The 24178-nt window shown below is 72.9% G+C and carries 20 protein-coding genes; 10 read left to right on the top strand and 10 right to left on the bottom strand.

Features of this window, described 5'->3' with window-relative positions; translation table 11 throughout:
• Nucleotides 1–28: 28 nt before the first annotated feature.
• Together ACZ48Z_RS00185 and yczE are read right to left on the bottom strand one after the other, a co-directional pair.
• Nucleotides 29–796 carry a glycerophosphodiester phosphodiesterase gene (locus tag ACZ48Z_RS00185; RefSeq protein ID WP_468733523.1) on the bottom strand — a complete coding sequence of 256 codons (768 nt, stop codon included), beginning with the start codon at nucleotides 794–796 and terminating at the stop codon, nucleotides 29–31.
• Nucleotides 793–1482, bottom strand: coding sequence for a membrane protein YczE (yczE, locus tag ACZ48Z_RS00180; protein WP_468733522.1), 690 nt, complete (start codon nucleotides 1480–1482; stop codon nucleotides 793–795). Before yczE ends, ACZ48Z_RS00185 begins: the two co-directional genes overlap by 4 nt.
• A 64-nt stretch (nucleotides 1483–1546) precedes the next feature.
• Here yczE and ACZ48Z_RS00175 point away from each other — a divergent pair, with 64 nt between their 5' ends.
• Nucleotides 1547–3046: an SCO1417 family PLP biosynthesis transcription factor gene (locus tag ACZ48Z_RS00175; RefSeq protein WP_468733521.1), complete on the top strand. Its 1500-nt coding sequence runs from the start codon at nucleotides 1547–1549 to the stop codon at nucleotides 3044–3046.
• A gap of 94 nt (nucleotides 3047–3140) precedes the next feature.
• Here ACZ48Z_RS00175 and ACZ48Z_RS00170 read toward each other — a convergent pair whose 3' ends face one another.
• Complete coding sequence (locus ACZ48Z_RS00170; protein ID WP_468733520.1) at nucleotides 3141–4733, bottom strand: hypothetical protein; 1593 nt, start codon at nucleotides 4731–4733, stop codon at nucleotides 3141–3143.
• 40 nt (nucleotides 4734–4773) lie between these two features.
• Nucleotides 4774–4968 (bottom strand): hypothetical protein, encoded by a 195-nt coding sequence (locus ACZ48Z_RS00165; RefSeq protein ID WP_007380617.1) that lies wholly within the window; start codon nucleotides 4966–4968, stop codon nucleotides 4774–4776.
• A 216-nt stretch (nucleotides 4969–5184) separates the two neighbouring features.
• On the opposite strand from ACZ48Z_RS00165, the gene ACZ48Z_RS00160 reads away from it, so the two are divergent.
• The 5 genes from ACZ48Z_RS00160 to ACZ48Z_RS00140 all read left to right on the top strand — a co-directional run bounded on the left by ACZ48Z_RS00160 (nucleotide 5185) and on the right by ACZ48Z_RS00140 (nucleotide 10627).
• Nucleotides 5185–5577, top strand: a complete 393-nt coding sequence (locus ACZ48Z_RS00160; RefSeq protein WP_468733519.1) for an ankyrin repeat domain-containing protein — start codon at nucleotides 5185–5187, stop codon at nucleotides 5575–5577.
• A 301-nt stretch (nucleotides 5578–5878) separates the two neighbouring features.
• Nucleotides 5879–7297, top strand: coding sequence for a HEAT repeat domain-containing protein (locus ACZ48Z_RS00155; RefSeq protein ID WP_468733518.1), 1419 nt, complete (start codon nucleotides 5879–5881; stop codon nucleotides 7295–7297).
• Between the two features lie 188 nt (nucleotides 7298–7485).
• Entirely contained in the window at nucleotides 7486–8619 is a 1134-nt protein-coding gene (locus tag ACZ48Z_RS00150; RefSeq protein WP_468733517.1) for a glycosyltransferase family 4 protein, read from the top strand.
• Entirely contained in the window at nucleotides 8616–9779 is a 1164-nt protein-coding gene (locus ACZ48Z_RS00145; protein ID WP_468733516.1) for a glycosyltransferase, read from the top strand. Before ACZ48Z_RS00150 ends, ACZ48Z_RS00145 begins: the two co-directional genes overlap by 4 nt.
• Complete coding sequence (locus ACZ48Z_RS00140) at nucleotides 9776–10627, top strand: SGNH/GDSL hydrolase family protein (protein WP_468733515.1); 852 nt, start codon at nucleotides 9776–9778, stop codon at nucleotides 10625–10627. Before ACZ48Z_RS00145 ends, ACZ48Z_RS00140 begins: the two co-directional genes overlap by 4 nt.
• Before the next feature lie 62 nt (nucleotides 10628–10689).
• Here the strand turns inward: ACZ48Z_RS00140 and ACZ48Z_RS00135 are convergent, their stop codons facing one another.
• The 5 genes from ACZ48Z_RS00135 to ACZ48Z_RS00115 are packed head-to-tail and all read right to left on the bottom strand — an operon-like array spanning nucleotide 10690 to nucleotide 15102.
• A complete protein-coding gene (locus tag ACZ48Z_RS00135) occupies nucleotides 10690–11559 on the bottom strand; it encodes a 5-oxoprolinase subunit C family protein (RefSeq protein ID WP_468733514.1) in 870 nt (289 codons plus the stop codon).
• A complete protein-coding gene (locus ACZ48Z_RS00130; RefSeq protein WP_468733513.1) occupies nucleotides 11556–12167 on the bottom strand; it encodes a 5-oxoprolinase subunit B family protein in 612 nt (203 codons plus the stop codon). Before ACZ48Z_RS00130 ends, ACZ48Z_RS00135 begins: the two co-directional genes overlap by 4 nt.
• Complete coding sequence (locus ACZ48Z_RS00125; RefSeq protein ID WP_468733512.1) at nucleotides 12164–12922, bottom strand: LamB/YcsF family protein; 759 nt, start codon at nucleotides 12920–12922, stop codon at nucleotides 12164–12166. Before ACZ48Z_RS00125 ends, ACZ48Z_RS00130 begins: the two co-directional genes overlap by 4 nt.
• A 28-nt stretch (nucleotides 12923–12950) precedes the next feature.
• Complete coding sequence (locus ACZ48Z_RS00120; protein ID WP_468733511.1) at nucleotides 12951–13772, bottom strand: putative hydro-lyase; 822 nt, start codon at nucleotides 13770–13772, stop codon at nucleotides 12951–12953.
• A 34-nt stretch (nucleotides 13773–13806) separates the two neighbouring features.
• On the bottom strand, nucleotides 13807–15102 hold the full coding sequence (locus ACZ48Z_RS00115; RefSeq protein WP_468733510.1) for an MFS transporter: 1296 nt from the start codon (nucleotides 15100–15102) through the stop codon (nucleotides 13807–13809).
• 131 nt (nucleotides 15103–15233) lie between these two features.
• Between ACZ48Z_RS00115 and ACZ48Z_RS00110 the strand changes: the two genes are divergently transcribed.
• From ACZ48Z_RS00110 to ACZ48Z_RS00095, 4 genes are all read left to right on the top strand, one after another.
• Nucleotides 15234–15929 (top strand): GntR family transcriptional regulator, encoded by a 696-nt coding sequence (locus ACZ48Z_RS00110; protein ID WP_468733509.1) that lies wholly within the window; start codon nucleotides 15234–15236, stop codon nucleotides 15927–15929.
• Nucleotides 15930–16087: 158 nt separating this feature from the next.
• Nucleotides 16088–17617, top strand: a complete 1530-nt coding sequence (locus ACZ48Z_RS00105) for a hypothetical protein (protein WP_468733508.1) — start codon at nucleotides 16088–16090, stop codon at nucleotides 17615–17617.
• 31 nt (nucleotides 17618–17648) lie between these two features.
• On the top strand, nucleotides 17649–18530 hold the full coding sequence (locus tag ACZ48Z_RS00100) for a hypothetical protein (RefSeq protein WP_468733507.1): 882 nt from the start codon (nucleotides 17649–17651) through the stop codon (nucleotides 18528–18530).
• 36 nt (nucleotides 18531–18566) lie between these two features.
• Entirely contained in the window at nucleotides 18567–23273 is a 4707-nt protein-coding gene (locus ACZ48Z_RS00095; RefSeq protein ID WP_468733506.1) for a hypothetical protein, read from the top strand.
• A 66-nt stretch (nucleotides 23274–23339) separates the two neighbouring features.
• Here the strand turns inward: ACZ48Z_RS00095 and ACZ48Z_RS00090 are convergent, their stop codons facing one another.
• Nucleotides 23340–23879, bottom strand: a complete 540-nt coding sequence (locus tag ACZ48Z_RS00090; RefSeq protein WP_468733981.1) for a hypothetical protein — start codon at nucleotides 23877–23879, stop codon at nucleotides 23340–23342.
• Nucleotides 23880–24178 lie beyond the last annotated feature (299 nt).

Raw genomic sequence — 24178 nt, 5'->3', positions numbered from 1 at the left:
CCGGGGGGAGGGACGGGCCGGCCAGGGGTCAGACCCAGATGCCCCGGTCCTCCATGACCTTGCGCAGTGTGTCGATGTGATCGGTCATGATGCCATCGACTCCCAGGTCCAGGAGCCGGTGCATGCGATCGGGTTCGTTGATGGTCCACACGTGCACCTGGAGCCCGCGCGCGTGGGCGGTGCGCACGAACCGGCGGTCGACCACCGGGATGCCGGACTGGGCCTCGGGCACCTGGGCGGCGACGGCCGAGCGGCGCGGCGTCGCCGGCACTCCCCATGAGCGCAGCCGCAGGTTGAGCACGCCCCGGGTGCCGTACGACGTCGCCAGACGTGGCCCGGCCAGCCGCTGGGCGCGCATCACCCGTGCCTCCGAGAAGGAGCCGACGCAGATCCGGTCCCAGGCGCCGGTGCGCTCGATGAGCTCCAGGAGCGGCTGAAGCGCGGGCTCGGCCTTGACGTCGACGTTCCAGCGCGCCTCGGGGAAGGTCTCCAGGAGCTCCTCGAAGAGCGGCACCGGCTCCTTGCCCGCCACCCGCGCGCGCCCTACGACCGCCCAGCGCAGGTCGGCTATCCGGCCCGCGCCGTCGGTCATCCGGTCCAGCGTCGCGTCGTGGAAGGCGACCAGCTTGCCGTCCGCCGTCGCGTGGACGTCCGTCTCCAGGTACCGGTACCCCGCCTCGACCGCCCGCCGGAACTGGGACGCGGTGTTCTCCAGGCCGTCCGCCGCCCCGCCCCGGTGGGCGAAGGGGATCGGGCCGGGATGGTCGAGGTAGGGGTGGCATATCCGCGAGGTCACGGACGGATTATCGCTCCCCGCGGTTGCCCGACGGCAACGACCGTGCTGCCGTCGGATGCCGTGGGAACGGCGAACACACGCAGGAAGCGCTGGGCGAGCGGCCCGATGGACACCGCGTACAGGACCGTGCCGATGCCGATGGTGCCGCCGAGGGCGAATCCCGTGACCACGACGGCCACTTCGACCGCGGTCCGCATCAGACGGATCGAACGGCCCGTCCGCCGGTGCAGCCCGGTCATCAGCCCGTCCCTCGGGCCCGGGCCGAAGCTGGCGGCGATGTAGAGACCGGTGGCCACACCGTTGAGCGCGATGCCGACCATCAAAAGAGGGATGCGTACGGCGAGACCGTGCGTGTCGGGGACCGCGGCGAGGGTGGCGTCCATGGCGATGCCGACCACGAAGACGTTGGAGACCGTGCCGAGGCCCGGTCGCTGGCGCAGCGGGATCCACAGGAGCAGCACCGCCGCGCCCACGATGATCGACACGACACCGATCGACAGCCCCGTCAGCTCGGCGAGCCCCTGGTGCAGCACGCCCCAGGGCTCGAGGCCGAGGCCCGCCTCGACGAGCAGCGCGGAGCTGGCTCCGTACAGAGCGAGTCCGACGTACAGCTGGATCAACCGTCGCCCGAGACGGCTCTGCGTGGACACGGTGGGTCCCCCCATGGTGGTAGTGGCCTGACGCATGTCACTCTGTGGCTTGGGATGGCACGCCATCCATGGCCAATTCGGGGAAGGTGGACTGATTTCGGTGACGCAGTGGACCTCGGCAGTGGGTGCCGCGCAGCTCGCCCGGCTGCTCAACTCCCAGCAGGACCGCCCGGCGGGCCCCGGCACGCGCCGCCCGCCGGCCTACCGCGCACTCGCCGACGGCATCCGCCTGCTGGTCCTGGAAGGGCGGGTCCCGGTGGCGGCCCGCCTGCCCGCGGAACGCGAGCTGGCCCTCTCCCTCTCGGTCAGCCGTACGACCGTCGCGGCGGCCTACGAGGCGCTGCGTGCCGAGGGTTTCCTGGAGTCCCGGCGCGGCGCGGGCAGCTGGACGGCGGTCCCGGCCGGGAACCCCCTCCCCGCGCGCGGCCTCGAACCCCTCCCGCCCGAGGCCCTCGGTTCGGTGATCGACCTGGGCTGCGCGGCGCTGCCCGCCCCGGAACCGTGGCTGACGCGTGCGGTGCAGGGTGCCCTGGAGGAACTGCCGCCCTACGCCCACACGCACGGCGACTACCCGGCCGGGCTGCCCGCGCTGCGCGCGATGATCGCCGAGCGGTACAGCGCGCGCGGGATCCCGACCATGCCGGAGCAGATCATGGTCACGACGGGGGCGATGGGTGCGATCGACGCCATCTGTCACCTGTTCGGGGGGCGCGGGGAGCGGATCGCCGTCGAGTCGCCTTCGTACGCCAACATCCTTCAGCTGATGCGGGAGGCGGGCGCCCGGCTCGTGCCCGTCGCGATGGCGGACGGGCTGACCGGCTGGGACATGGACCGCTGGCGTCAGGTGCTGCGGGACGCGGCGCCGCGGATCGCCTATGTCGTCGCCGATTTCCACAACCCGACCGGTGCGCTCGCCGGCGAGGATCAGCGGCGGCAGTTGGTGGAGGCTGCGCGGTCCGCGGGGACCGTGCTGGTGGCGGACGAGACGATGACCGAGCTGTGGCTGGACGAGGACGTCTCGATGCCGCGGCAGGTGTGCGCCTTCGACCCGGCCGGGTCCACCGTGATCACCGTCGGCTCCGCCAGCAAGGCGTTCTGGGCGGGGATGCGGATCGGCTGGGTGCGGGCGGCGCCGGACGTGATCCGCAGTCTGGTCGCCGCACGGGCCTACGCCGACCTCGGGACGCCGGTGCTGGAGCAACTGGCCGTGAACTGGCTGTTCACCACCGGGGGCTGGGAGCAGGCGGTGCAACTGCGGCGGGAACAGGCCCGGGAGAACCGGGACGCGTTGGTGGCGGCCGTGCGCAAGGAGCTGCCCTCGTGGGAGTTCGAGGTGCCGCAGGGCGGGCTGACGTTGTGGGTGCGGGCCGGGGGGCTGTCCGGGTCGAGGCTGGCCGCGGTCGGGGAACGGGTGGGCGTGCGGGTCCCGTCAGGGCCACGGTTCGGGGTCGACGGTGCCTTCGAGGGGTATGTGCGGCTCCCGTTCACGGTGGGCGGTGCGCTGGCAGAGGAGGCCGCGACCCGACTGGCCGCGGCGGCACGCGTGGTGGAGAACGGGGGGTCCGGGAGCGGAGAGGCACCTCGTACGATCGTCGCGTGAACGAAAGCGGCCGCTGGTCGGGGGCCACCCAGGGGCGCGGGGAACTGCGCGACCGGCCCCCACGCACCTGCAGCCGCACCACAACCGCTGGTGGTTACGGCGCTTCGGCGATCACTGCTTCCGCGGGAACCGCCTCCGCGGGGACCTTCTCCGCGGGGACCGTCTCCCCGTCCGCCGGCGTCGTCCGCGGCGGCAGCAACGCCAGCACCGCCTGCCGGTGCGCCTCGCTCGTCGCCTCGTCGTACGGATCCGGAGTCGCCGGGACCTGAAGGCGGTGGACCGGCCCGGTGCCCAGGCGGGCGTACCCGCGGCCGGGCGGGACCTGCGCGACCGGAGTCGTGTGCGCGGGCGCCCCCAGCACGGCCTCCAACTGGTCCGGCGTCGCCGGGCCCAGCACGACACGCGCGCGTGTGTGCTGCCGTACCGGATCGCTCAACGCCTCCGCGCTGTCGAACTGGTCGGCCACCACCACGGTGACGTTCGCCGCACGACCATGCCGCAGGGGGACCTGAAGCAGGGACTGCGGATCCGTGCGGCCGTCCGCGGACGCCAGGTGGGTGAAGGCGCTCGGACGGTCCAGGAGGATCCACAGCGGGCGCTTGGTGTCGTCCGGCGGCGGGTGACCCGCCTGACGGGCCTGGTTGACCGCGATCAGCCGGCGTTCCGTCTCGGTCGCCGCCCATTCCAGGCTCGCCAGGGCCCCCGCCAGCCCGCACTCGACCGCGAGAACCCCGTCCCGCCCGGTCAGGCACGCGTACTCGCCGGTGCCGCCGCCCTCGACGACGACGACATCGCCGTACTGCAGGGCCTGGAGCGCGATGGAACGCAGCAGGGTCGACGTGCCGCTGCCGGGCTGGCCCATGACCAGCAGGTGCGGCTCGGTGGAGCGGATGCCGGTGCGCCACACCACCGGTGGGACGTCGCGTTGCACGTCGCCGTAGCCGAGCGGCAGCGTGCGCTGGACCTGGGTGGGGTCGGTGAAGCCGAGCACCGTCTCGCCCGGGGCGGTGACGAAGCGCTGGGCGGCGATGTCGGTGGGCAGCGGGGCGAGGACGGCGACCGTGAGCTGGTTGCCCTCCTCGTCCCAGGTGAAGTGGTACTCGCGGCCACGTCCCGACTTGGCGTGCAGCAACTGCTCGATGCGGGCCCGGGACTGGGCCTCGCCGTCGGTGAAGTACGCCGGGTAGTGGATCACCAGGCGGGTGATCCGGCCGGTGCCGTCGAAGTCGTACGCGGGGAAGGCCTTCTCCCATTCGCCGCCGTGCGTGTACAGCGGGGCCGGGTCCTCGGGCGCCGAGAAGTACGGGACGAGCGCTTCGTACAGCGACTGGAGGCGCTGTGTCTGCGACTCGTCGGGTCCTTCCGGCTCCGGCCGCCCGTGGTCCCGGCCCTGCCAGGCCGCCGCCGCCATCACGGTGATGACGGCGAGCAGCGGGCCGTACGGCACGAGTGCCACGACCAGGACCACCGAGGCCGCCAGGAACAGCAGCGGTCCGCGTCTGTCCTTGGGGGTGTCGGCCCATCTGCGCCGGCCGGCCGAGGCCAGCCGGCGCAGACCGCGGGTGATCGTGATCAGCGGGTGGAGGACGTCGGTGGCGCTGTCGGCCGCCGTCCGGGCCAGCTCCCGGCTACGGGCGATCTGCGCGCTGCCTGTGCTCAGGATGCGGGGAAGGGGGCGGCGGGCCACTGCGGTCTCCTGAAGGTGCGTACGGACGGGAGGGGCGGCGTCAGAACTTGATGCCGCCGAGGAGGCTCGCCAGGCTCTCGCCGCCGGCCTTGATGCTCGGGGCGATGGCCGTGCTGGCCAGGTAGAAGCCGAACAGCGCCGAGATCAGGGCGTGTGAGGCCTTGAGCCCGTCCTTGCGGAAGAAGATGAAGACGACGATGCCGAGCAGTACGACGCCCGAGATGGAGAGGATCATTGGGTGCTCCTGGTTCGTGGGGACAGTCACCATGAGTACTTCCAGGATCACAGCATGTATCCATACGACAAAAGCTGCAAATGAGTGAATTTCTCCTGATTTCACCGAATTGGCGGAGCCGTGGTGATCTTTACCTCCGGCACTTCGGGTCATCTGCCGCGCGAGCCAGTACCCTTGCGATTCACCTGAACGGTTGTATGAGAGGCGGACCGGCCGATGACTGAAGCCCCCGACCCCGAGGTCGTGGAGCTGGCGACCAAGATCTTCGATCTGGCCCGGCAGGGGCAGACCGAGGCTCTCGTGGCGTACGTCGACGCGGGTGTTCCGGCAGGCCTCACCAACGACCGCGGGGACTCGCTCGTGATGCTCGCCGCCTACCACGGCCACGCGGACGCGGTGAGCGCCCTGGTGGCCCGCGGAGCGGCGGCGGGCGGCGTCAACGACCGGGGCCAGACACCGCTCGCCGGGGCTGTCTTCAAGGGCTCCGCGGACGTCATCAAGGTTCTGCTGGAGGGTGGCGCCGACCCCTCCGAGGGCACGCCGTCCGCCATGGACACGGCCAGGATGTTCGGCCGGGCGGAACTGCTCGAACTGTTCGGCGCACACTGATCCGTATGTTCTGACCAGCTGAAACACGGAAAACGGGGGAGGCGGTACGGGGCCGCCGAAATTTCGGTCGCGGCAGACGGAAGTGCCGGGTCATCATGACGTCGTGGTTCACGAACGTGATGGCAGGGCAGGTGATGCCGCACCGCGCGGGCCATGACACGGGTCCGTATGGGCCACCGACGAGAGGCAGAGGAAGATGGCTTACAGCAAGCAGGAAACGGCGGGCGCCCCGACGTGTTGGCACGCGGCCAGGTAATGCACGTCCCCGGTTGCGTCGACGCTTGATGTGAGGCTGTTTCCCATGTTCGATCCGGTCATAGCGCCCAGCGGCACGCTGCTCGGCCTGCTCCAGCGGGGCCGCGGCGACGGCACACTGCACGCGCTCACCGCCCCGCGAGCCGAGGCGCTCGCGGCCCTGAACCACTGCGTACTGCGCGATCCCCGCCACGACTGGCAGGTGGAGAACCGCTCGCTCTACTACGCCCGTCTCTACCTCGACCTGAACGGCGAGCTCGACGAGATCGAGGCGCACCTCTTCGAGGTCGACGACGTCTTCGACACCGAGGAGTCACGCACGGGCCTCGCCCTCGCCGTCCTCGGCCATCTCGCCTCCTACGGCAGGCGCGACGCGCTCGAACTCCTGCGCAGGTACGCCGCCTCGGGCTCCAACTGGGCCTGGGCACTTGACGAACTGGCACTGCGGGACGACGACGCCGGTCTGCGCTCCCTCGCGGCCCCCGTCCTCGCACGCTTCGGGACCGATCCCGAGGGTGAGGCCGAACTGGCCACCGCCGTCCGTGACGCCTTCGAGCCGAGGCCCTGGCGCCTTTGGGCCGACGATCCGCGCGAATCCGTCTCCACACGCGTGCGTGCTGCGCAGGAGAGCGGCTGTTTCGACCTCTGGCAACGGCAGATGCGACCTGCCGGGCCCCGCCCGGGATGGAGCGTGCAGGCCGTCTTCGAGTGGGCCCAGCAAGGAGTCGAGCGGGGGGCTGCCCTGTATGTGCCCGCCGCCCGGTGCCTGACCGCCGTCGCAGGGCCCGAGGACCGCCCCGAGATCGTCGCGGCGGCCAAGGACGGCACCGAGGGGGCGAGGTGCACCGCGCTGCGCTATCTCACCGACAGCAATGATCCCGAGGCCTTCGACCTGATCGAGACGGCCGTCGTCACCGGCTCGGTGGCCGTCGTGGAGGCCGCACTCGAGTCGTTCGAACGTATGCGCAGTATCGCGGCCGTGGACCGGGCGCGCGGCTGGGCCCGTCGGCCCGATCCACTGGGGGCCGCCGCCGGACGCATGCTCGCCTGTCTGGGCGGAACCCAGGACCGGGACCTCGTGCTCGCGGCCCTCAGGGAAGCCGTACGGGGTGAGGGCCCCGACGCGCCCACCCTGTGGACCCTCGTCGACGGCACCGGCCGGCTCGGCATCGCCTGTGCCGCCCCCGTGCTGCGGCACATCTACCGGGAGACGGCGTCCTCCCAGCTACGGGGCCGGGCCGCCCACGCGCTCGCCGCCACCGACCCCTCCTTCCCCACCGGATTCGCCGTCGAATGCCTGTGGGACTGCGAGGAGACCACCCGCGAGATCGCCGCCCGGCACGCCGAGACCGGCGACGCCAGGGTCGTGGAGCGACTGCGCCGGCTCGCCGCCGACCCGGCCGAGGAGGGCGAGGTGCAGACCGTGGTCCGCAGCCGCATCGGACCGGACGCCGCCGCCATGTGAAACGCGCCCCCGACGAGCACCGGTGGGCACCGTCACGCCCACCGGATGAACTCGGGGTGACCCGCGGGGCAGGTACGCATGGACGCGGCCCGACCTGCCCGGGTGCGCAGCGGAACGCTCATGGGACGTTCCCCGCCCGGAAAGATCCACGTTGACGTGACCACGTCCGGCGCGGCGACAACAGCCGTATGCGTGTCGTCATCGTGACCGAATCCTTTCCCCCCGATGTGAACGGCGTGGCCCACTGCGCGCTCCAGACCGCCCGGCACCTCGTAGATCGCGGTCACCTCCCGCTCGTCGTCGCGCCGGCCACCGCGTCCGGCCCCGAGCCCGGCGTGGACGCCCTCGCGCCGTGCCCCGTCGTCCGAGTCCCCTCCCTTCCCCTCCCGGGCTACCCCCAGGTCCGCGTCGCCCTCCCCAGCAGGCGCGTGGCCGCGGCGATCGCCGAGCACCGCGCCGACGTCGTCCACCTGGCCAGCCCCTTCGTCCTCGGCGTCCGCGGCATGGCCGCCGCCACCCGGCTCGGTGTCCCCGCCGTGGCCGTCTACCAGACCGACCTCGCCGGATACGCCCGCACCTACGTGCACGCGGGCGAGGCCGCCGCCTGGCGCCGTATCCGCTCCGTCCATGCCGCCGCCGACCTCACCCTCGCCCCGTCCAGCGCGTCCCTGCACGACTTGGAGGCGCACGGCGTGCCCCGGGTCAAGCTGTGGCCGCGCGGCGTGGACACCGCCCGCTTCCACCCCCGTCTGCGCGACGAGGCCCTGCGCCGCCACCTCGCCCCGAACGGCGAGACGATCGTCGGCTATGTCGGGCGGCTCGCGCCCGAGAAGCACATCGAGCTGCTGGCCGACGTGTGCCGTCTGGACGGCGTCAAGGTCGTGGTGGTCGGTGACGGGCCGAGCGCGCCCCATCTCGAGCAGGCGCTCCCCGGCGCGGTCCTCCTGGGCCGCCGCATGGGCGACGAACTGGCCCGGATCTTCGCCTCCTTCGACGTCTTCGCGCACACCGGCCCCTTCGAGACCTTCTGCCAGACCGTGCAGGAGGCCATGGCAAGCGGAGTGCCCGTCGTCGCCCCGGCCGTGGGCGGCCCGCTGGACCTGGTCGCCCACGGACGCACCGGGTTCCTCGTCCCGCCGCGCGACCCGGCCGCCGTACGGGACGCGGTGTGGTCCCTCGCCGCCGACCCCGGGATGCGTGCCGCGTTCGGTGCCGCCGCGCGGACCATGGTCGAGGGACGTACCTGGGCGGCCGTCGGCGACCAGCTGATCGGCCACTACGCAGCCGTGCTCAGCGGCCGGAAGACGGCGGTGGCGGCATGAGCGGACAGTCACTGCGGATCGTGCGTCTGGCGAACTTCGTCGCCCCCGCCTCGGGCGGCCTGCGCACCGCCCTGCGCGAGCTCGGCAAGGGATACGAGGCGGCCGGGCACGAGTCCGTGCTCGTCGTGCCGGGCGACCGAGCGAGCGACCGGCAGACCGGGCAGGGACGGATCATCACCCTGCCCGGCCCGCTGCTGCCCGGCACCGGCGGCTACCGCGTCCTCGCCGACAAGCGGCGCGTGGCGCGGCTCCTGGAGGAACTCGCCCCCGACCGCCTGGAGGTTTCCGACCGTACGACCCTCAGGTGGACCGGCAGGTGGGCCCGGCGGGCCCGGGTCCCCGCCGTGATGGTCTCCCACGAGACCGCCGACGGCGTGCTCCGCACCTGGGGTCTCTCGGAGGGGGCGGCCCGGCGCACCGCCGACGCCCTCAACGTCCGTACGGCGCACACGTACGCGCGCGTGGTGTGCACCACGGAGTTCGCCGAGCGGGAGTTCGTGCGGATCGGGGCCCGCAACGTCGTACGGGCCCCGCTCGGCGTCGATCTGGTCGAGCGGCGTCCGGCACTGCGCGACGCGGGCCTCCGGGACCGGTACGCGCGCGAGGCCGAGACACTGCTCGTGACCTGCACCCGGCTGTCCGTGGAGAAACGGCCGAGCACGGCCCTGGACGCCGTGGAGGCGCTCGTACGGCGAGGTCGGCGGGTGGTGCTCGTGGTGGCCGGGGACGGGCCGCTGCGGCCGCGCCTGGAGCAGCGGGCGCGGGAACGCGGGCTGCCGGTCACGTTCCTCGGACACGTCTCCGACCGCGGACTGCTCGGCGCGCTCCAGGCCTCAGCCGACGTGTGCCTGGCTCCTGGACCCGCCGAGACGTTCGGGCTCGCCGCACTGGAGGCGATGGCCTGCGGTACGCCGGTGGTGGTGAGCGCCTCCTCCGCGCTGCCGGAGGTGATCGGCTCCGCGGGGGCCGTCGCCGCCGACCGCGGGGAGGCCTTCGCGGACGCCGTGGACATGCTGCTCGAACAGTCCGAGCCGGAGCGCCGGGAGGTCGCACGCGCGCGTGCGGAGTGCTTCGGGTGGGACACGGCGGTCCGGGCGTTCCTCGCCGCGCACGACGCGGACGTCCTCGTACGGCGTTCCGTGCCCGGGGGCGTGGCATGACAGGCCCGCGCTTCGTCGCCCTCGGTGACTCGCTCACCGAGGGCGTGGGGGATCCCGTCGCGGGCGGGTGGCGTGGCTGGGCCGCGCTGCTCGCCGACGGGCTCTCCCCCGGGGAGGTGGACTTCACCAACCTCGCGGTGAGCGGGGCGCAGACCCGGGACGTGCTGCAGCGGCAACTGCCCGCGGGGCTCGACCTGCGGCCCGACGTCGTGTCTGTGGTCGTCGGTGTGAACGACACCCTGCGCTGCACCTTCGACATCCATGCCGTGGCCGCACAGCTCGACACGGTCTACGCCGCCTTCCGCGAGCAGGGCGCGCTGCTGCTCACCGCGTGTCTTCCCGACCCGGGCACGATGTTCGGGCTGCCCGGTGCGCTGGCCCGGCCGCTCGCACGGCGGCAGCGGGCGGTCAACACCGTGGTGCACGCACTGTCCGAGCGCTACGGGGCGGTGCATCTGCATGCCGCCCAAGGAAGTTGGACCACCGAGCGGGCGATGTGGAGCGCGGATCGGCTGCATCCCAGCGAGCGGGGACACCGGCAGCTGGCGGCGCGGTTCCACCAGGTACTGGTGGAACGGGGTGTTGCGACGGGGGCCCCGCACTCGACCGAGCCGGAGTCTCCCGTGCCCACGAAGTCGGCGAGCATGTGGTGGCTGGCCACCGCGGGCACCGGGTGGGTCGTGCGGCGCTGCACCGATCTGCTGCCGCAGCTGGTGACGCTGGCCGTGGACGAGATGCGGCATCGCGCGCGGGGGACCAGCGGGCGGCTCGATCTGCGGGCCGCGCACGCGGTGTCCATGGCTTTGACCGCGTTGTCCGTTCAGGAGCAACGGCCCGAGGCGGCATGAGTGCGTGGCCGGGTGCGGGTAGGTGGGGGCTGGTCGCGCAGTTCCCCGCGCCCCTGGGTGAGTCAGCGGCGTCGTACCGCTACGAAGCGCACCGGGGTTCCTGGCACCGCCTGGGCCGCCGCAGGGAGGTCGGCCCCGCTGACCACACCGATCACCGGGTAACCGCCGGTGGTCGGATGGTCGGCGAGGAAGACCACCGGTCTGCCGTCGGGCGGCACCTGGACCGCGCCCAGGACCATGCCCTCGCTGGGGAGTTCACCCGTGAACGCTCTCTCCAGGGCCGGCCCTTCCGTGCGCAGGCCGATACGGTTGCTCGCCGAGGACACCCGGAAGGTGCCCGACGTGAAGGCCCTCACCGATTGCCGCGTGAACCAGTCGTCCCGTGGGCCCAGCGTGACGCGCAGGACGAGTTCCGCGGGAGGCGCCGGCTGCGGGGCCGTGTCCACGCGCGTGTGGAGTGATTCCGGGGGGCCGAGGGGGAGTACCGCGCCGTCCGTGAGGGGGGCCGGGCCCAGTCCGGACAGGAGGTCCGTGGAGCGGCTGCCGAGCACCGGTTCCACGGTGATGCCGCCGGAGAGGGCCAGATAGCTGCGTACCCCGCGGACGGCCGGCCCGATGACCAGCAGCGCTCCCCCCGGCACACGCACCGGCGCGCCCCAGGCCGCCGGGCGGGCGTCCACCGTGACCTGGCATGGGGCGCCCGTGACGGCCACGGTGACCGCCGAACGGGGGCGTACCGCACAGCCGTTGAGCGTGGTCTCCAGGACAGCCGCGTCGGGGCGGTTGCCGACCAGCCGATTGGCGAGGTCCGCCGCGGGGCCGTCGAGGGCGCCGGAGCGGGGTACGCCGAGGTGGGCGTGGCCGGGCCTGCCCCGGTCCTGGACGGTGGTGAGTGCTCCGGCGCGTACGACGGAGAGGGCGCGGTCCGTCATGGCGACTCCACGAAGCGGACCCGTGTCCCCGGCGAGAGCAGTGCGGCCGGCACCCGCGCGTGGTCCCACAGAACCGCGTCCGTGGTGCCGATGAGCTGCCAGCCGCCAGGTGACGCGCGCGGATAGACGCCCGTGTACGGCCCCGCGAGCGCCACCGAACCCGCCGGGACGGCCGTGCGCGGGGTGGTCCGGCGCGGGACGTCGTAGCGGGCGGGCAGGCCGGTGAGGTAGCCGAAGCCCGGGGCGAATCCGCAGAAGGCGACCGTGAACTCGGTGCCGGCGTGGATGCGGGCCACCTCCTGGCGGGAGACGCCCCAGTACGCGGCCACGTCGGCCAGGTCGGGGCCGTCGTAGCGCACCGGGAGTTCGATCGCCGCACGCGGGCGTGCGGGGGCGGGCGGTACGTCGGCGGCGGTGAGTTCGGCGGCCAGGCGGGCAGGTTCGGCGAGGCCGTCGAGGAGGACCGTGCGGGCCGCGGGGACGATCTCGCGGACCGACAGTGAGCCCTCCGCGCGGCGGCGCACCAGCTCGGCGTGCAGGGCCTGGGCCTCCTCGCCCGAGGACACCTCGACGAGCAGGGCGTCGGTCCCGACCGGCAGGGCCCTCATGCGAAGGCCTCCACGCGGACGCCCGACGCCTCCAGCCGTTCCCGGACCCGGCGGGCCAGCTCCACCGCGCCCGGGGTGTCCCCGTGCAGGCACAGCGAGCGGGCCGCGACCTCGATGCGGGCACCGGAGCGGGAGATGACCGCGCGGTCCCGGGCCAGACCCAGTGAGCGCTCCACGACCGCCTCCGGATCGGTGACCACCGCGCCCTCCTGGCCGCGCGGCACCAGCGTGCCCTCCTCGGTGTAGGCGCGGTCCGCGAAGGCCTCCGTGACGCCGGGCAGGCCCGCCTTGGCCGCCGCCTCCAGGAGACGCGAGCCGGGCAGGCCCAGCACCGGCAGCGTCGCGTCCGCGAGGAGCACGCCGGCGACGACCGCCGCGGCCTGCTCCTCGTCGTGCACGACCCGGTTGTAGAGCGCACCGTGCGGTTTGACGTAGGACACGCGTGTGCCCGCCGCACGGGCGAAGACCTCCAGGGCGCCGATCTGGTAGGCCACCTCGGCCGTCAGCTCGGCGGACGGCACGTCCATCGCGCGCCGTCCGAACCCCGCCAGGTCCCGGTAGGAGACCTGGGCGCCGACCCGGACCCCGCGCGCGGCCGCCAGCTCGCACACCCGCCGCATGGTGACCGCGTCTCCGGCGTGGAACCCACAGGCCACGTTGGCGCTGGTGACGACGGACAGCAGTTGTTCGTCGTCGGTCAGCTGCCAGCGGCCGAAGCCCTCGCCGAGGTCGGCGTTCAGATCGATCGAGCTCATGTACTTCTCGTGTCTCCTTCCGGGCTTCTCAGGCCACTCGGTACTGTGCGTCGCGGGCGTCCGTCAGGAACATCTGGCCCGGCGCGTGGGTGAGGGCGAACGGGGGGCGCGAGGCCATCACGGCGGCCTGGGGCGTCACCCCGCAGGCCCAGAACACCGGGATGTCGTCCGGTTCGGCAACCACCGCGTCACCGAAGTCCGGGCGGCCGAGGTCGTCGATGCCGAGCCCCGAGGGATCGCCGCAGTGGACGGGGCTGCCGTGCACCGCGGGGAGCAGGCTGCTCTCCCTGAGGGCGGCGGCGAGGTGCTGCGGCGGCACCGGGCGCATGGACACCACCATCGGGCCGTGCAGCCTGCCCGCCGGTCGGCACTGGCGATCGGTCACATACATGGGAACGTTCCGGCCCTGCTGAATGTGCCGGATCGGGACGCCCGCCTCGGAAAGCGCCCATTCGAAGGTGAAACTGCACCCGATCAGGAACGACACCAGGTCGTCGCGCCAATGGGCGCGCACGTCCGTCGGCTCGTCCACCAGTTCGCCGTGCTCCCACACCCGGTAGCGGGGCAGATCGGTGCGCAGGTCCGCGCCGTCGGCGAGGACGGTGGTCCAGTCGCCGGCGTCCGTGACGTCGAGGACGGGGCAGGGCTTGGGGTTGCGCTGGCAGAACAGCAGCATGTCGTACGCCCAGTCGGCGGGCACCGAGATCAGGTTGACCTGGGTGTGGCCGGCCGCGACCCCGGCGGTGGGGCCCGTCAGGCCCGCGCGGAAGCGGGTGCGGGCCTGAGCCGGGCTCCACGCGTGCGCGTGCTCGTCGACGAGGGTCAGAGGACGGTCTTCGGTGCGGTTCATGCGATGTCCTTCCCACGGGTCTGCGGCAGAGGGTTCACGCGAGTTCCTTTCCACGTGTCTCCGGCAGACCGAGCAGGGCGAGGGCGGCGATGCCGTAGCCGATGGCGCCGAAGACCAGCGCCCCGCCCACACCCCAACTGTCGGCCAGGAAGCCGACGGCGGTCGGGAAGGCCGCGCCGATCGCGCGGCCGGTGTTGTACGTGAAGCCCTGTCCCGAGCCGCGCACCGCCGTCGGGTACAGCTCGCTCAGATAGGACCCGAAGCCGCTGAAGATCGCCGACATGCAGAACCCGAGCGGGAACCCGAGGACCAGGAGCAGGGTGTCGGCTCCGTGCGGGATGTTGCCGTAGGCCACGATGCAGACGGCCGACAGCAGCGCGAAGAGCCAGATGTTGCGCCGGCGGCCCAGCCGGTCGGTGAGATAACCGCCGGTGAGGTAGCCGAGGAAGGCACCGGAGATCAGGAACGTCAGATAGCCGCCGGTGCCGACGACCGACAGTCCGCGGTCGCTCTTGAGATACGTCGGCACCCAGGTCGCGAGCGTGTAGTAGCCGCCCTGGACGCCGGTGGACAGCAGCACCGCGAAGACCGTCGTACGCAGCAGGTCCGGCTTGAAGATCGCCGTGAACGAGCCCTTGCCGGCGCTCTTCTCGCGCACCGCGATCGCCTCGGGGGCGTCCTGGACCCGGCGCCGCATCCAGACGACGAGCAGTGCGGGCAGTGCTCCGGTCCAGAACATCACGCGCCATGCCGTGCCGTCGTCGAAGACCGAGAAGACCAGCGTGTACACGATCACGGCCAGCGCCCAGCCCACTGCCCACGAGCTCTGGATCGCGCCCAGGGTGCGGCCCCGGTGCCTGCTGCTCGCGTACTCGGCGACCAGGATCGCGCCGACCGCCCACTCGCCGCCGAAACCGAGGCCCTGGAGGGCGCGGAAGACCAGCAGGGACTCGAAGTTCGATGCGAAGCCGCAGGCCACGGTGAAGACCGCGTAGGTGATCACCGTGATCATCAGCGCCCGGACCCGGCCGGCCCGGTCGGCCAGCACCCCCGCCAGCGCCCCGCCGATGCCGGAGGCCACCAGGGTGACGGTGGTGAAGAGACCGGTCTGGCCGCTGTCCAGGCCGAAATACGCGGCCAGCGCGACCATGCTCAGCGGGAGCGTGAAGTAGTCGTAGGAGTCCAGTGCGTAGCCGCCGAAGGCGCCGGCGAACGCGCGGCGGCCGCGTGGGCCGAGAGCTCGGAGCCAGGTCAACGCCCCGTCTTCGGCGGTGCGTTCGGTCGTCGTGGGCTCGGTGGTGAGGGACTGGGGTGGCGGGGTCGTGCTCATGGGCACCTCGCAGTGGGAGGACGGAGGGTGCGGAGCTGAGCCGTGCGGTGTTTCCTCAACGTAGAGGATCGTTCAACGATCCTTCAATACCCCTGTTGTTTCGTTCTCCTCTCTGCGGTTGAATTCCGGGCATGGCAGAGCAGCTGAGCGGACTGGCCGACGACCGCGCCCTCCTGGGCCGTACCAGCACGGCCGAACGGGTCTCGGACATCCTCAGAAGCCGCATCGCGGAGGGCTACTTCCCGCCCGGCACCCGGCTGTCTGAGGACAGCATCGGCGGTGCGCTCGGGGTCTCCCGCAACACCCTGCGCGAGGCGTTCCGGCTGCTCACGCACGAGCGACTGCTCGTCCACGAGCTGAACCGCGGTGTGTTCGTCCGGGTCCTGGCGGTCGAGGACGTCGAGGACATCTACCGGACCCGCGCCCTCGTGGAGTGCGCCGTCGTCCGCGGGCTGGGCGAGCCCCCGTACGCCCTGGACGCCCTTGCCGAGGCCGTCGTGGAGGGGCAGCGGGCGGTGCGCGAAGGCGACTGGAAAACGCTGGGCACGGCCAACATCCACTTCCACCGGGAGCTCGTCGCCCTCGCGGCCAGCGACCGCACCGACGAACTGATGCGCAGTGTCTTCGCCGAACTCCGCCTGGCCTTCCACGTGGTGGACGACCCCAAGGCCCTGCACGAGCCGTACCTGGCCCGCAACGAGCAGATCCTCGGGGCGCTTCAGGCGGGCGACCCGGAAGAGGCGGAACGGCTGCTCGCCGTGTACCTCGCGGACTCTCTGGAGCGAGTGGTCGAGGTGTACAGGCGAAGGGTCGGCGAGGACATCTAGGGTCGCGGGGCTGTGCTTGATCATGCGGCTCCGCCGCGTGGGCGCGATCAGCCCCCACCGGTCGGCAGGCGGACCGCAACCGTGGTCCCCCGCCCAACCGCCGGAGGCGATCCGCGCCGTTTGGGGAGTTGTCAGACCGAGGACCTAGTCTGTGCACCGTGACTTCGCCTGCATCGACGGACAGCGTTCCGCCCCAGTTCAGCGCGGGGCCGCGCCCCGCACCGGGCCCGGCCGCCGACGAGGGACTGGCGCGTCGGCTGCGCGCCCTCGCATGCACCGCGCCGCTGCACGACCTGGACGTGCGCAAGGCGAACCTCGCGGGTGAGTACTCGGTGTACGGCATGGCGGAGGTGGCCCTGTCAGGCATCGACCTGGTCACACTGAACATGGACTTCGACACGGGCGCCGACCACGACCAGGTCGTGGCCCGTCTCATCCCACGCATCGCCGCCCAGGCCCCGCAGCGGCCCGTCGCCGAGCACGAGCGGGTGGCCCGCTGGGTCCTGGAGAACCTGATCAACGTCGGCAGCGTCGACCGCGGCTTCCGGGCGGTCTACGGCACCTTCGCGCCGGACGGCACCTATGTCCGGCGCGACTACGACTTCAAGCTGATCGAGGAGGTGCCCGGCCCCGGCGGCTCGGTGTATCTCCGGACGACGGACGAGGCGGTCAACGTCCTCGTCGGCGCCCTCGACACCGATGTCACCAGCGCCCAGATCGCCGCCGAGGTCAAGCTGGAGGTGCTGATCAGCCGCGGCCGCCTCGCCGACGCCCAACTCGCCGCCGAGCAGGCGCGGTACCGGACCGTGCAGTACTCCGAGACCCTGCGCAGGGCGCTGGACGCCACCCGGCGCAATGTCCGGGCCGTCGACTGGCTCAACTCCGTGCCCGACATGATCGCCGAGGCCCTCGAACACGTCGCCGACCGGTACCGCCACGAGAACGCGATCCTGACGAACATCCGCAAGGCACGGGACGAGTCGGAGGACCCCGAGCAGAAGCGCCGGGCCGCCGAACTCGTCGACATCGTCAAGGACTGCATCCGGCGCCACACCCAACTCCAGTCCCGGCTCCTGGAGGCGGGACCCCTGTTCCGTGCCGAACAGGACCGCCAGGCCTTCGCCACTCCGATGACGACATCGGGGATAGACCTGTACGGCCACCTCGTCGCCCCTGTGCTGCCGCTGCCGTTGGAGCAGGCCACCCGCGTCACAGACGCGTTCTTCGCGCGCGGGACCGGGCTGCGGACCCCGGTCGCGGTGAGGGTGGGCGACCTCGTCGACATACTGCTGACGCCCCCGATGGAGCGCGAGCACCTGGGCGCGGAGATGCCGGAGCCGGACCTCATCGCCACGCCGGACGACAGCCGGTTCAGCGAGGAACAGCTCGCGACCGCGAAGGAGTTGCTGGATCTGCCGGCCGACGCGCCGCGACGGCTCTCGGGGCTGCTCGTGGAGGCCCGCGACGCCGGCGGCTTCGACCTGGCCTATCTGGTGGCCCTGTTGGCGGTCCACGCGGCCAGCCCCGCGGTCGGAACCGCCTACCGGCAGGGCGAGCAGAAGCTGCTCTTCGCGGTGGACGACGGGACGGAACTGGACGATCCGGACTTCGGCGGCGCCGACTTCATCGTCGGCACGGCCCTGCTGGACGCCGTGGGGATGGCGGCGGACCGCAGGGACGCAGCATGAGTGAGCACGAGCGTGACAAGGAGCCCAAGCCGTGAGTGAGCAAGTCGAGTGGAGTGACTCGGAGGCCCCGGCCCCGTCGGCGACGCCCGCCGCCGTCACCCCCGCCGATGCCGCCGACGCCGCTCGGCTCGTCGCCTTCGGACTGCAGCCCAAGCTGCAGCCCGCGCGTGACCAGGAATACGCCGACCTGCTGCGGCGCCACCGGGAGGACCCGCCGTTCGCTCGGCTGGCCGACGCCGTCGCCGCCGGACTCGGCCTGGTGGTCCTCGAAGTCTCCCCGCGCGCGGGGATGGCCGTGACCGCTGCCGAGGACTCCGTGTTCGCCGTGCGGATGGGGGACTACGCGCGTCGTACGTCGGCCGACGGCGGCGACCGGTTCCTGCACGGACTGGCCCATCTCGCCGTCGCCGCCATGGCGTTCCCCCGGCCCGAGGACCTCGCCGACGACGGATACATCGGGCGCGTCTCGGTCAACGGCGTCGACGCCTTCGTACGCCAGGCCTGCCGGCGCCTGGAGGAGCGGGCCGAGGAGGTCGGCGAGAACACCGACCCGGCCACCGACGCACCGGGCCTCGAGGCGGCCTGGCGGATCTGGGCGAGACGCAGCGCGGCCGGTGCGACCAAGGACGCGCGCAGGCTCGCCGGGTCCACGACGGGCATCGTGGGCAAGGCCGCCGCCTTCCTCACCGACTCCGGGTTCCTCCAGCGGACCGGCGACGACAACGGCGGTACCTACCGGACCACGGCTCGTTACCAGCTCCAGGTGCGCGACATGGCCGGCAGTGCCGCCATGGCCGAACTCCTCGAACTGGGTGTCGTCCCGGTCACCGACGGCACCCCGACGCTGCTGCCCGCCGCGGACGCCGACGACCTGGAACTGGCGGCCGATGCCGGGCTGCCGTTCCACTCCTGAACCTTCCGATCTGCCGAAGACTTACGAGAGTCCGCCATGTACGAGCTGTCCAGGGTCCGCCTCTACTCCATCGGTCCCGCCGGTGCGCGCTACGCCGACACCGTGCTTGACCTGCGGGGCGTCGGCGATGTCGTGCCCGACCCCGCGCCCACCCAGGCGGAGTTCTTCGAGGACGAACCCGTCGGCCCGCCGCGCCGGCCCGCGCCGGCCGGAGTGCTCTTCCTGGAGAACGGCGGCGGCAAGTCCGTCCTGCTGAAGCTGATCTTCTCGGTGATGCTGCCCGGCCACCGGAACACGCTGGGCGGCGCCAGTTCCGGCGTGCTCAGGAAGTTCCTGCTCGCCGACGACTGCGGGCATGTGGCCCTGGAGTGGCAGCACACCCTCACCGGCGAGTGCGTCGTCGTCGGCAAGGTGAGCGAGTGGCGGGGACGCCAGGTCTCCAACGACCCGCGGAAGTTCGCCGAGGCCTGGTACTCCTTCCGGCCCGGCCCGGGGCTCAGCCTCGACAACCTGCCCGTCGCCGAGTCCACGGGCGTACGGCAGCCCGCCGAGGGCCAGTCGGGCGCACAGGGCCGCCGTCGCACCATGAAGGGCTTCCGGGACGCCATCACCGAGTCGGGCAAGGCGTATCCGCACCTGGAGGTGCACTGGGAGGAGATCCACGACCGGTGGATCGAGCACCTGGGCGAGCTCGGCCTGGACCCCGAACTCTTCCGCTACCAGCGGGAGATGAACGCCGACGAGGGTGAAGCCGCCGGCCTCTTCGCGGTGAAGAAGGACTCCGACTTCACCGACCTGCTGCTGCGGGCAGTCACCGACACCCGGGACACCGACGGGCTCGCCGACCTGGTCGGCGGTTTCGGCAACAAACTGGGGCGGCGCGCCGAACTGATCGCGGAACGGGACTTCACCGCCGGCTCGGTGGATCTGCTGGGGCGGATCGTCGAGGCCGCCGAGGCGCGCTCACGCGCACGTGACATCCACACGGGCGCCGAACGCCGTACACGGGCGCTGGCCCGGCGGTTGTCCGCGCGGGGCGTCCAGGAGCGGGTGCGGGCCGCGGACCTGGCCCAGCGGGTCACCGCCGCCGCGTACGCCGTCACCCATGCCGAGGCGGGCCGTGAGCGAAGCGCACTGATCGCCGCCGAACTCGCCTACCGGCACGCGTCCCTGGCGCTCGCCGCCGCCGAGAAGTCGGCCGCCGCCCAAAAGCGTGAGCTCGCCGAGGCGCGCACCCTGCATTCCGCCTGGCAGGCCGCCGAGACCGTCCTGCGCCACCGGGCCGCCGCCGACCGGGTCACGCGCGTGGCCGCCGCCATCCAGGTGGCCGAACGGGACGCCGCCCCCGCGCTCGCCGCCCGCGCCAAGGCCGCCGCAGATCTCGTCCGGGCCCTGCACGCGGCCGCCGAGAGCGCCGAGACCCTCGCCAACGAAGGGGAGGAGCGGTCCGCCGCCCTCCAGGAGGTCGGCGAGTCGGCGCACCGGGACGCCACCTCGGCCGCCACCGAGGCACAGCGCGCCCGCAGCGAGGTCGGACACCTGCGCCAGCGTCTGAGCGAGGTCGAGCAGGAGACCGCTGAGGCGGTCCGCGCGGGCTGGCTCGACGACACCGCACCCGACGCCGACCCCGCCCGCGCCGCCCTCGCCGCGAGCGACGCCGAGAAGACGGCGGTGGCCGCCTGGGACACCGCCCGGGAGGCGTCGAGCCGGGCCGCCGAGCACGCGCGCGAGGCCGCTTCCGCCGAGTCCCGCGCGGAGCTCACGGCCGCCCGCGCGGAGGACGCGGCCACGGCGGCCGAGCGGTCCTACGAGGCCGAACGCCGGCTTGCCGAGGGCCTGGCGGGGGAGGAGCGGCTCGCGGAGCTGCTGAGCCTGACCGGTTCCCGCGGGGGAGTACCTGGGCCGCGGGCGGGGGCCACGGGAGTGAAGAAGGGTGCAGCGGGCGATCCGAAGAAGGCCGACACGGACGCCACGAGGCAGGCCGATACGGACCCTTACGGAAGCCCGTCCGACGACGGGGCGCTCACCCCCGAGGACCTCGACCGCTTCGCCGACGAACTCCGTGAACTGCTCGACGGCTCCGTCTCCTCCGCCGAACGCCAGCTGTTCGAGCTGCGCACGACCGCCGCCGACGATGCGCGGATCCTCGGTGCGCTCGGTGACGGCGGACTGCTGCCTCCGGGGCCCGACGTACTGGCCACGGTCGAGTTCCTCGGCGAGAACGGCATCCCCGCCCTGCCCGGCTGGCGCTATCTCGCCCAGGCCGTCGACCCCGCCGATCACGCGCGTGTGCTGGCCGCGCGTCCCGAACTGGTCGACGGCGTGATCATCACCGACCCCGCCACACACGCGCGTGCCCGCGAGGCCCTGAACGACGCTGCCCTGCTCCCACGCTCCGCCGTCGCCGTCGGTACGGCAGCCGCGCTGCTCGCACCGACCCCGGCGACCGATTCCCAGAGCACCGACGTCTTCCTCGTACCGCCGAACCCGGCCATGCACGACGAGCACGCCGCCGACGAGGAACGCCAGGCGCTGCGGGCACGGGCCGGCGAGCGGGACGAGGAGATCCGGTCGCTCGCGGCCCGGCTCGGCAAGGACCGGGAGCTGGCCGCCAGGCTCGCCTCCTGGCGCACCGGCTGTCCGGCCGGCCGGCTCGTCGAGCTGGGCCAGGCCGCCCAGGACACGCGCGCGTTCGCCGAGGAGGCGGAGGCGGAGCTGGCCGAGGCGCGCACCGTCCGTGCCGAGGCCGACGAGGTCGCCGCCGAGGCCGCCCAGACGCGCGACGAGCGGCAGGAGGCCGCGCAGAAGGCCCGGCGTGCCGCCGACGCCCTCGCCGGGCTCGCCTTCCGGCTGCGTGAGCGGGCCGGCTGGCAGGTCAAGCTGCGCGAACTCGCCGACGAGGCAGCCGAGTCGGAGGCCCGCGCCCAGACCTGTCTGGAACGCGCCCGCGCAGCCGACGAGGACCGGCGCGGTGCCCAGCGCGCCGCCGACGACGCCCGCCGCACCGCCCGTGCGCTGCGGGCGGAGCGCGCCGAGATCGCGGGCGCCCCCGACGACGTACCGGACAGTGACGCGGATCCCTCCCGGGTGTCCCTGCCCGCGCTCCGCGAGGCCTACCGGGCCGCGTCCCAGCTGTACGAGAAGGTCGGCGTCGATGCCGACCTGCGGGCCGAGCAGGCCCGCGCGGAGAGCGACGAGAGCGGGTCCCTGGCCGAGCTGGACCGGCTGAGCAACAAGGTCCGCACGCGCGCGGAGCAGCTGCTCCAGTCGACCGAGGGCTCCGACGGGCCCTCCCGGCAGGCCGCAGCCGCTCGGGCGGAGGAACTGGTTCAGCTCCTGGAGGCCCGCATGTCGACCGCGAGCGAGCAGCTCGGCCGGCTGCGCGGCGAGACCGAACGGCTCGCGCCCGAGGACGGCGAGGCGCACACCGCGCTGCCGGAGGAGCTGGAGCCGCGCGATGCCGAGCACGCGCAGGCGCTGTTGCGCACGGCCACCGCCGAACTGGCCTCCCGCACCGAGGCGTTGACACAGGCCAGGGAGGCGCACGCGGAACTGCTGGGCTCCCACCGGTCCGCCGAGGACGCGGCGAGCGGCTTCGACGAGATCGCCGCGATGCTCCGTGACCTGCTGCGCGAGCACGGCGCGGAGGAGGAGCACGAGGAGCCGGAGCCCTACCCGGGCAGCCCCGAGGAGGCCCGGCAGTCCGCCGCCGAGGCCCGCCGCTCGCTGCGCGGCTGCGCCGCCGACCTCTCCGCCGCCGAGTCCGCCGTCCGCGAGGCGAGCGACGTGCTCGTCCGGCACGCGAACTCCACACGCTACGAGCAGGTCCGCACCCCCGCCCGGCAGCAGATCCGTGAGCTGCCCGCGTCCGCGCTGCCCGAGCACGCGCAGAAGTGGGCGGACGCCTTCGCGCCCCGGCTGCGGGTGCTGACCGACGAGTTGGCACAGCTGGAGCGGAACCGGGACTCGATCGTGGACCGGCTGCGGGGGCTCGTCGAGTCCGCCCTCGCCACGCTCAGGTCCGCCCAGCGGCTGTCCCGGCTGCCCGAGGGGCTGGGGGAGTGGTCCGGGCAGGAGTTCCTGCGGATCCGCTTCGAGGAACCCGACCAGGCCACGCTGACCGAGCGGCTCGGCGAGGTCGTCGACGAGGCGACCCGGGCAGCCGTCAAGAAGAACTCCGACCTGCGGCGCGACGGAATGTCGCTGCTGCTGCGGGGAGTTGCCGCCGCGCTCCAGCCCAAGGGCGTGGCCGTGGAGATCCTCAAGCCCGACGCCGTGCTGCGTGCCGAGCGTGTGCCCGTCGGACAGATGGGCGACGTGTTCTCCGGCGGCCAGCTGCTCACCGCGGCCATCGCCCTGTACTGCACGATGGCGGCCCTGCGCTCCAACGACCGGGGCAGGGACAAGCACCGGCACGCCGGCACGCTGTTCCTGGACAACCCGATCGGCCGCGCCAACGCGACGTATCTGCTGGAGCTCCAGCGAGCGGTTTCGGACGCCCTGGGTGTCCAACTCCTCTACACCACCGGCCTGTTCGACACGACGGCACTCGCGGAGTTCCCCCTGGTCATCCGTCTGCGGAACGACGCGGACCTCAGGGCCGGCCTGAAATACATCAGCGTGGAGGAACACCTCCGCCCGGGCCTGCCGCAACAGCCCCAGGCGGGCGAGGCGGGACACAGCGAGATCACGGCGACCCGCATGTTCAAACGTCCGGCGCCCGTCGCCCCTGCCACGCCGTAAGGGGCACCGGGCCGCGGGGGCCTCGAGCCGCGGAGCCCGTGGGCGAGCGTTCGCGCCCGCCCGGACTCAGGGGTGCGACAACTGCCCCGCGCCGCCGCCCTGGCGCCGTATCCGCTCCTGGGCCCGCTCGGTGACGCGCGCCTGCCGCCGGGCCTTGCGCCGCTCGCGCCGCAGAGCGCGCGCCGTGCTGCTCGGGGTCGACACCACGCCGTGCCGCTGGTTCCACACCTGGCGGGTCACCCACACGTCCAGGGCGCCCCAGGTGGCCACCACGATGCCGGCCACGCTGCTCACCACCATCGGGAACGCCAGCCAGGAACCAGCCAGGGTGCACAGGAAGGCCACCATCGCCTGAAGCAGGGTCACGGCGATGATGAGCACCGCCCGCACCGCGGAGGTCCGCACCGGGTCCGGCAGCCGACGCCTGCGCGCGGGCTCCTCGACCCACAATGGCCGGTACGGCTCCTCCTGGGCCACATCGCGCCCGCGTGGCCTGTCTTTCGCTGCCGGAGTGCCGTGAACCGGCGTCTCGCGGCGCCTCGGCACCGTCGAACCCGCCGTACCCACGCCGTCCTCCGGCGCCTCCTGTCGTGCCGCCGTGCCCATCACCGTGTCACTCCCCACCGCCGGCAGATCCCTCGTCCGATGCCCGTGGACCGGGCTTCAAGGTGGCTGCCCGGCTTGCGCTGCTTTACGCCGCCCAGTTGCAGATGCGGCTCCTGTGGCCGAATCCACCGCCATTTCCCGAAGAGAACTACGTACAGGACCCCTTCAAGATTCCCCCACGACGTCAAAGAAACGAAAAAATCCAGCCAACCAGCCGCCCTGGTCGATCGGTTGCGGTGCGATACGGACTGCCTGATCGCAGGAGGCAATCTCCCGCAATGGCCAGACACCTCCACATG

It is taken from the genome of Streptomyces sp. NPDC031225 (genome assembly GCF_055570355.1).
This window is presented reverse-complemented; position numbering and strand designations above follow the sequence as displayed.

Bases quoted from the DNA above. Each gene is read 5' to 3' on its own strand.
- ACZ48Z_RS00150 (WP_468733517.1), top strand. From the start codon at position 7,486: ATGCGTGTCGTCATCGTGACCGAATCCTTTCCCCCCGATGTGAACGGC.
- ACZ48Z_RS00115 (WP_468733510.1), bottom strand. From the start codon at position 15,102: ATGAGCACGACCCCGCCACCCCAGTCCCTCACCACCGAGCCCACGACG.
- ACZ48Z_RS00140 (WP_468733515.1), top strand. From the start codon at position 9,776: ATGACAGGCCCGCGCTTCGTCGCCCTCGGTGACTCGCTCACCGAGGGC.
- ACZ48Z_RS00145 (WP_468733516.1), top strand. From the start codon at position 8,616: ATGAGCGGACAGTCACTGCGGATCGTGCGTCTGGCGAACTTCGTCGCC.
- ACZ48Z_RS00125 (WP_468733512.1), bottom strand. From the start codon at position 12,922: ATGAGCTCGATCGATCTGAACGCCGACCTCGGCGAGGGCTTCGGCCGC.
- ACZ48Z_RS00120 (WP_468733511.1), bottom strand. From the start codon at position 13,772: ATGAACCGCACCGAAGACCGTCCTCTGACCCTCGTCGACGAGCACGCG.
- ACZ48Z_RS00155 (WP_468733518.1), top strand. From the start codon at position 5,879: ATGTTCGATCCGGTCATAGCGCCCAGCGGCACGCTGCTCGGCCTGCTC.
- ACZ48Z_RS00165 (WP_007380617.1), bottom strand. From the start codon at position 4,968: ATGATCCTCTCCATCTCGGGCGTCGTACTGCTCGGCATCGTCGTCTTC.
- ACZ48Z_RS00110 (WP_468733509.1), top strand. From the start codon at position 15,234: ATGGCAGAGCAGCTGAGCGGACTGGCCGACGACCGCGCCCTCCTGGGC.
- ACZ48Z_RS00090 (WP_468733981.1), bottom strand. From the start codon at position 23,879: ATGGGCACGGCGGCACGACAGGAGGCGCCGGAGGACGGCGTGGGTACG.
- yczE (WP_468733522.1), bottom strand. From the start codon at position 1,482: ATGCGTCAGGCCACTACCACCATGGGGGGACCCACCGTGTCCACGCAG.
- ACZ48Z_RS00160 (WP_468733519.1), top strand. From the start codon at position 5,185: ATGACTGAAGCCCCCGACCCCGAGGTCGTGGAGCTGGCGACCAAGATC.
- ACZ48Z_RS00135 (WP_468733514.1), bottom strand. From the start codon at position 11,559: ATGACGGACCGCGCCCTCTCCGTCGTACGCGCCGGAGCACTCACCACC.
- ACZ48Z_RS00095 (WP_468733506.1), top strand. From the start codon at position 18,567: ATGTACGAGCTGTCCAGGGTCCGCCTCTACTCCATCGGTCCCGCCGGT.
- ACZ48Z_RS00130 (WP_468733513.1), bottom strand. From the start codon at position 12,167: ATGAGGGCCCTGCCGGTCGGGACCGACGCCCTGCTCGTCGAGGTGTCC.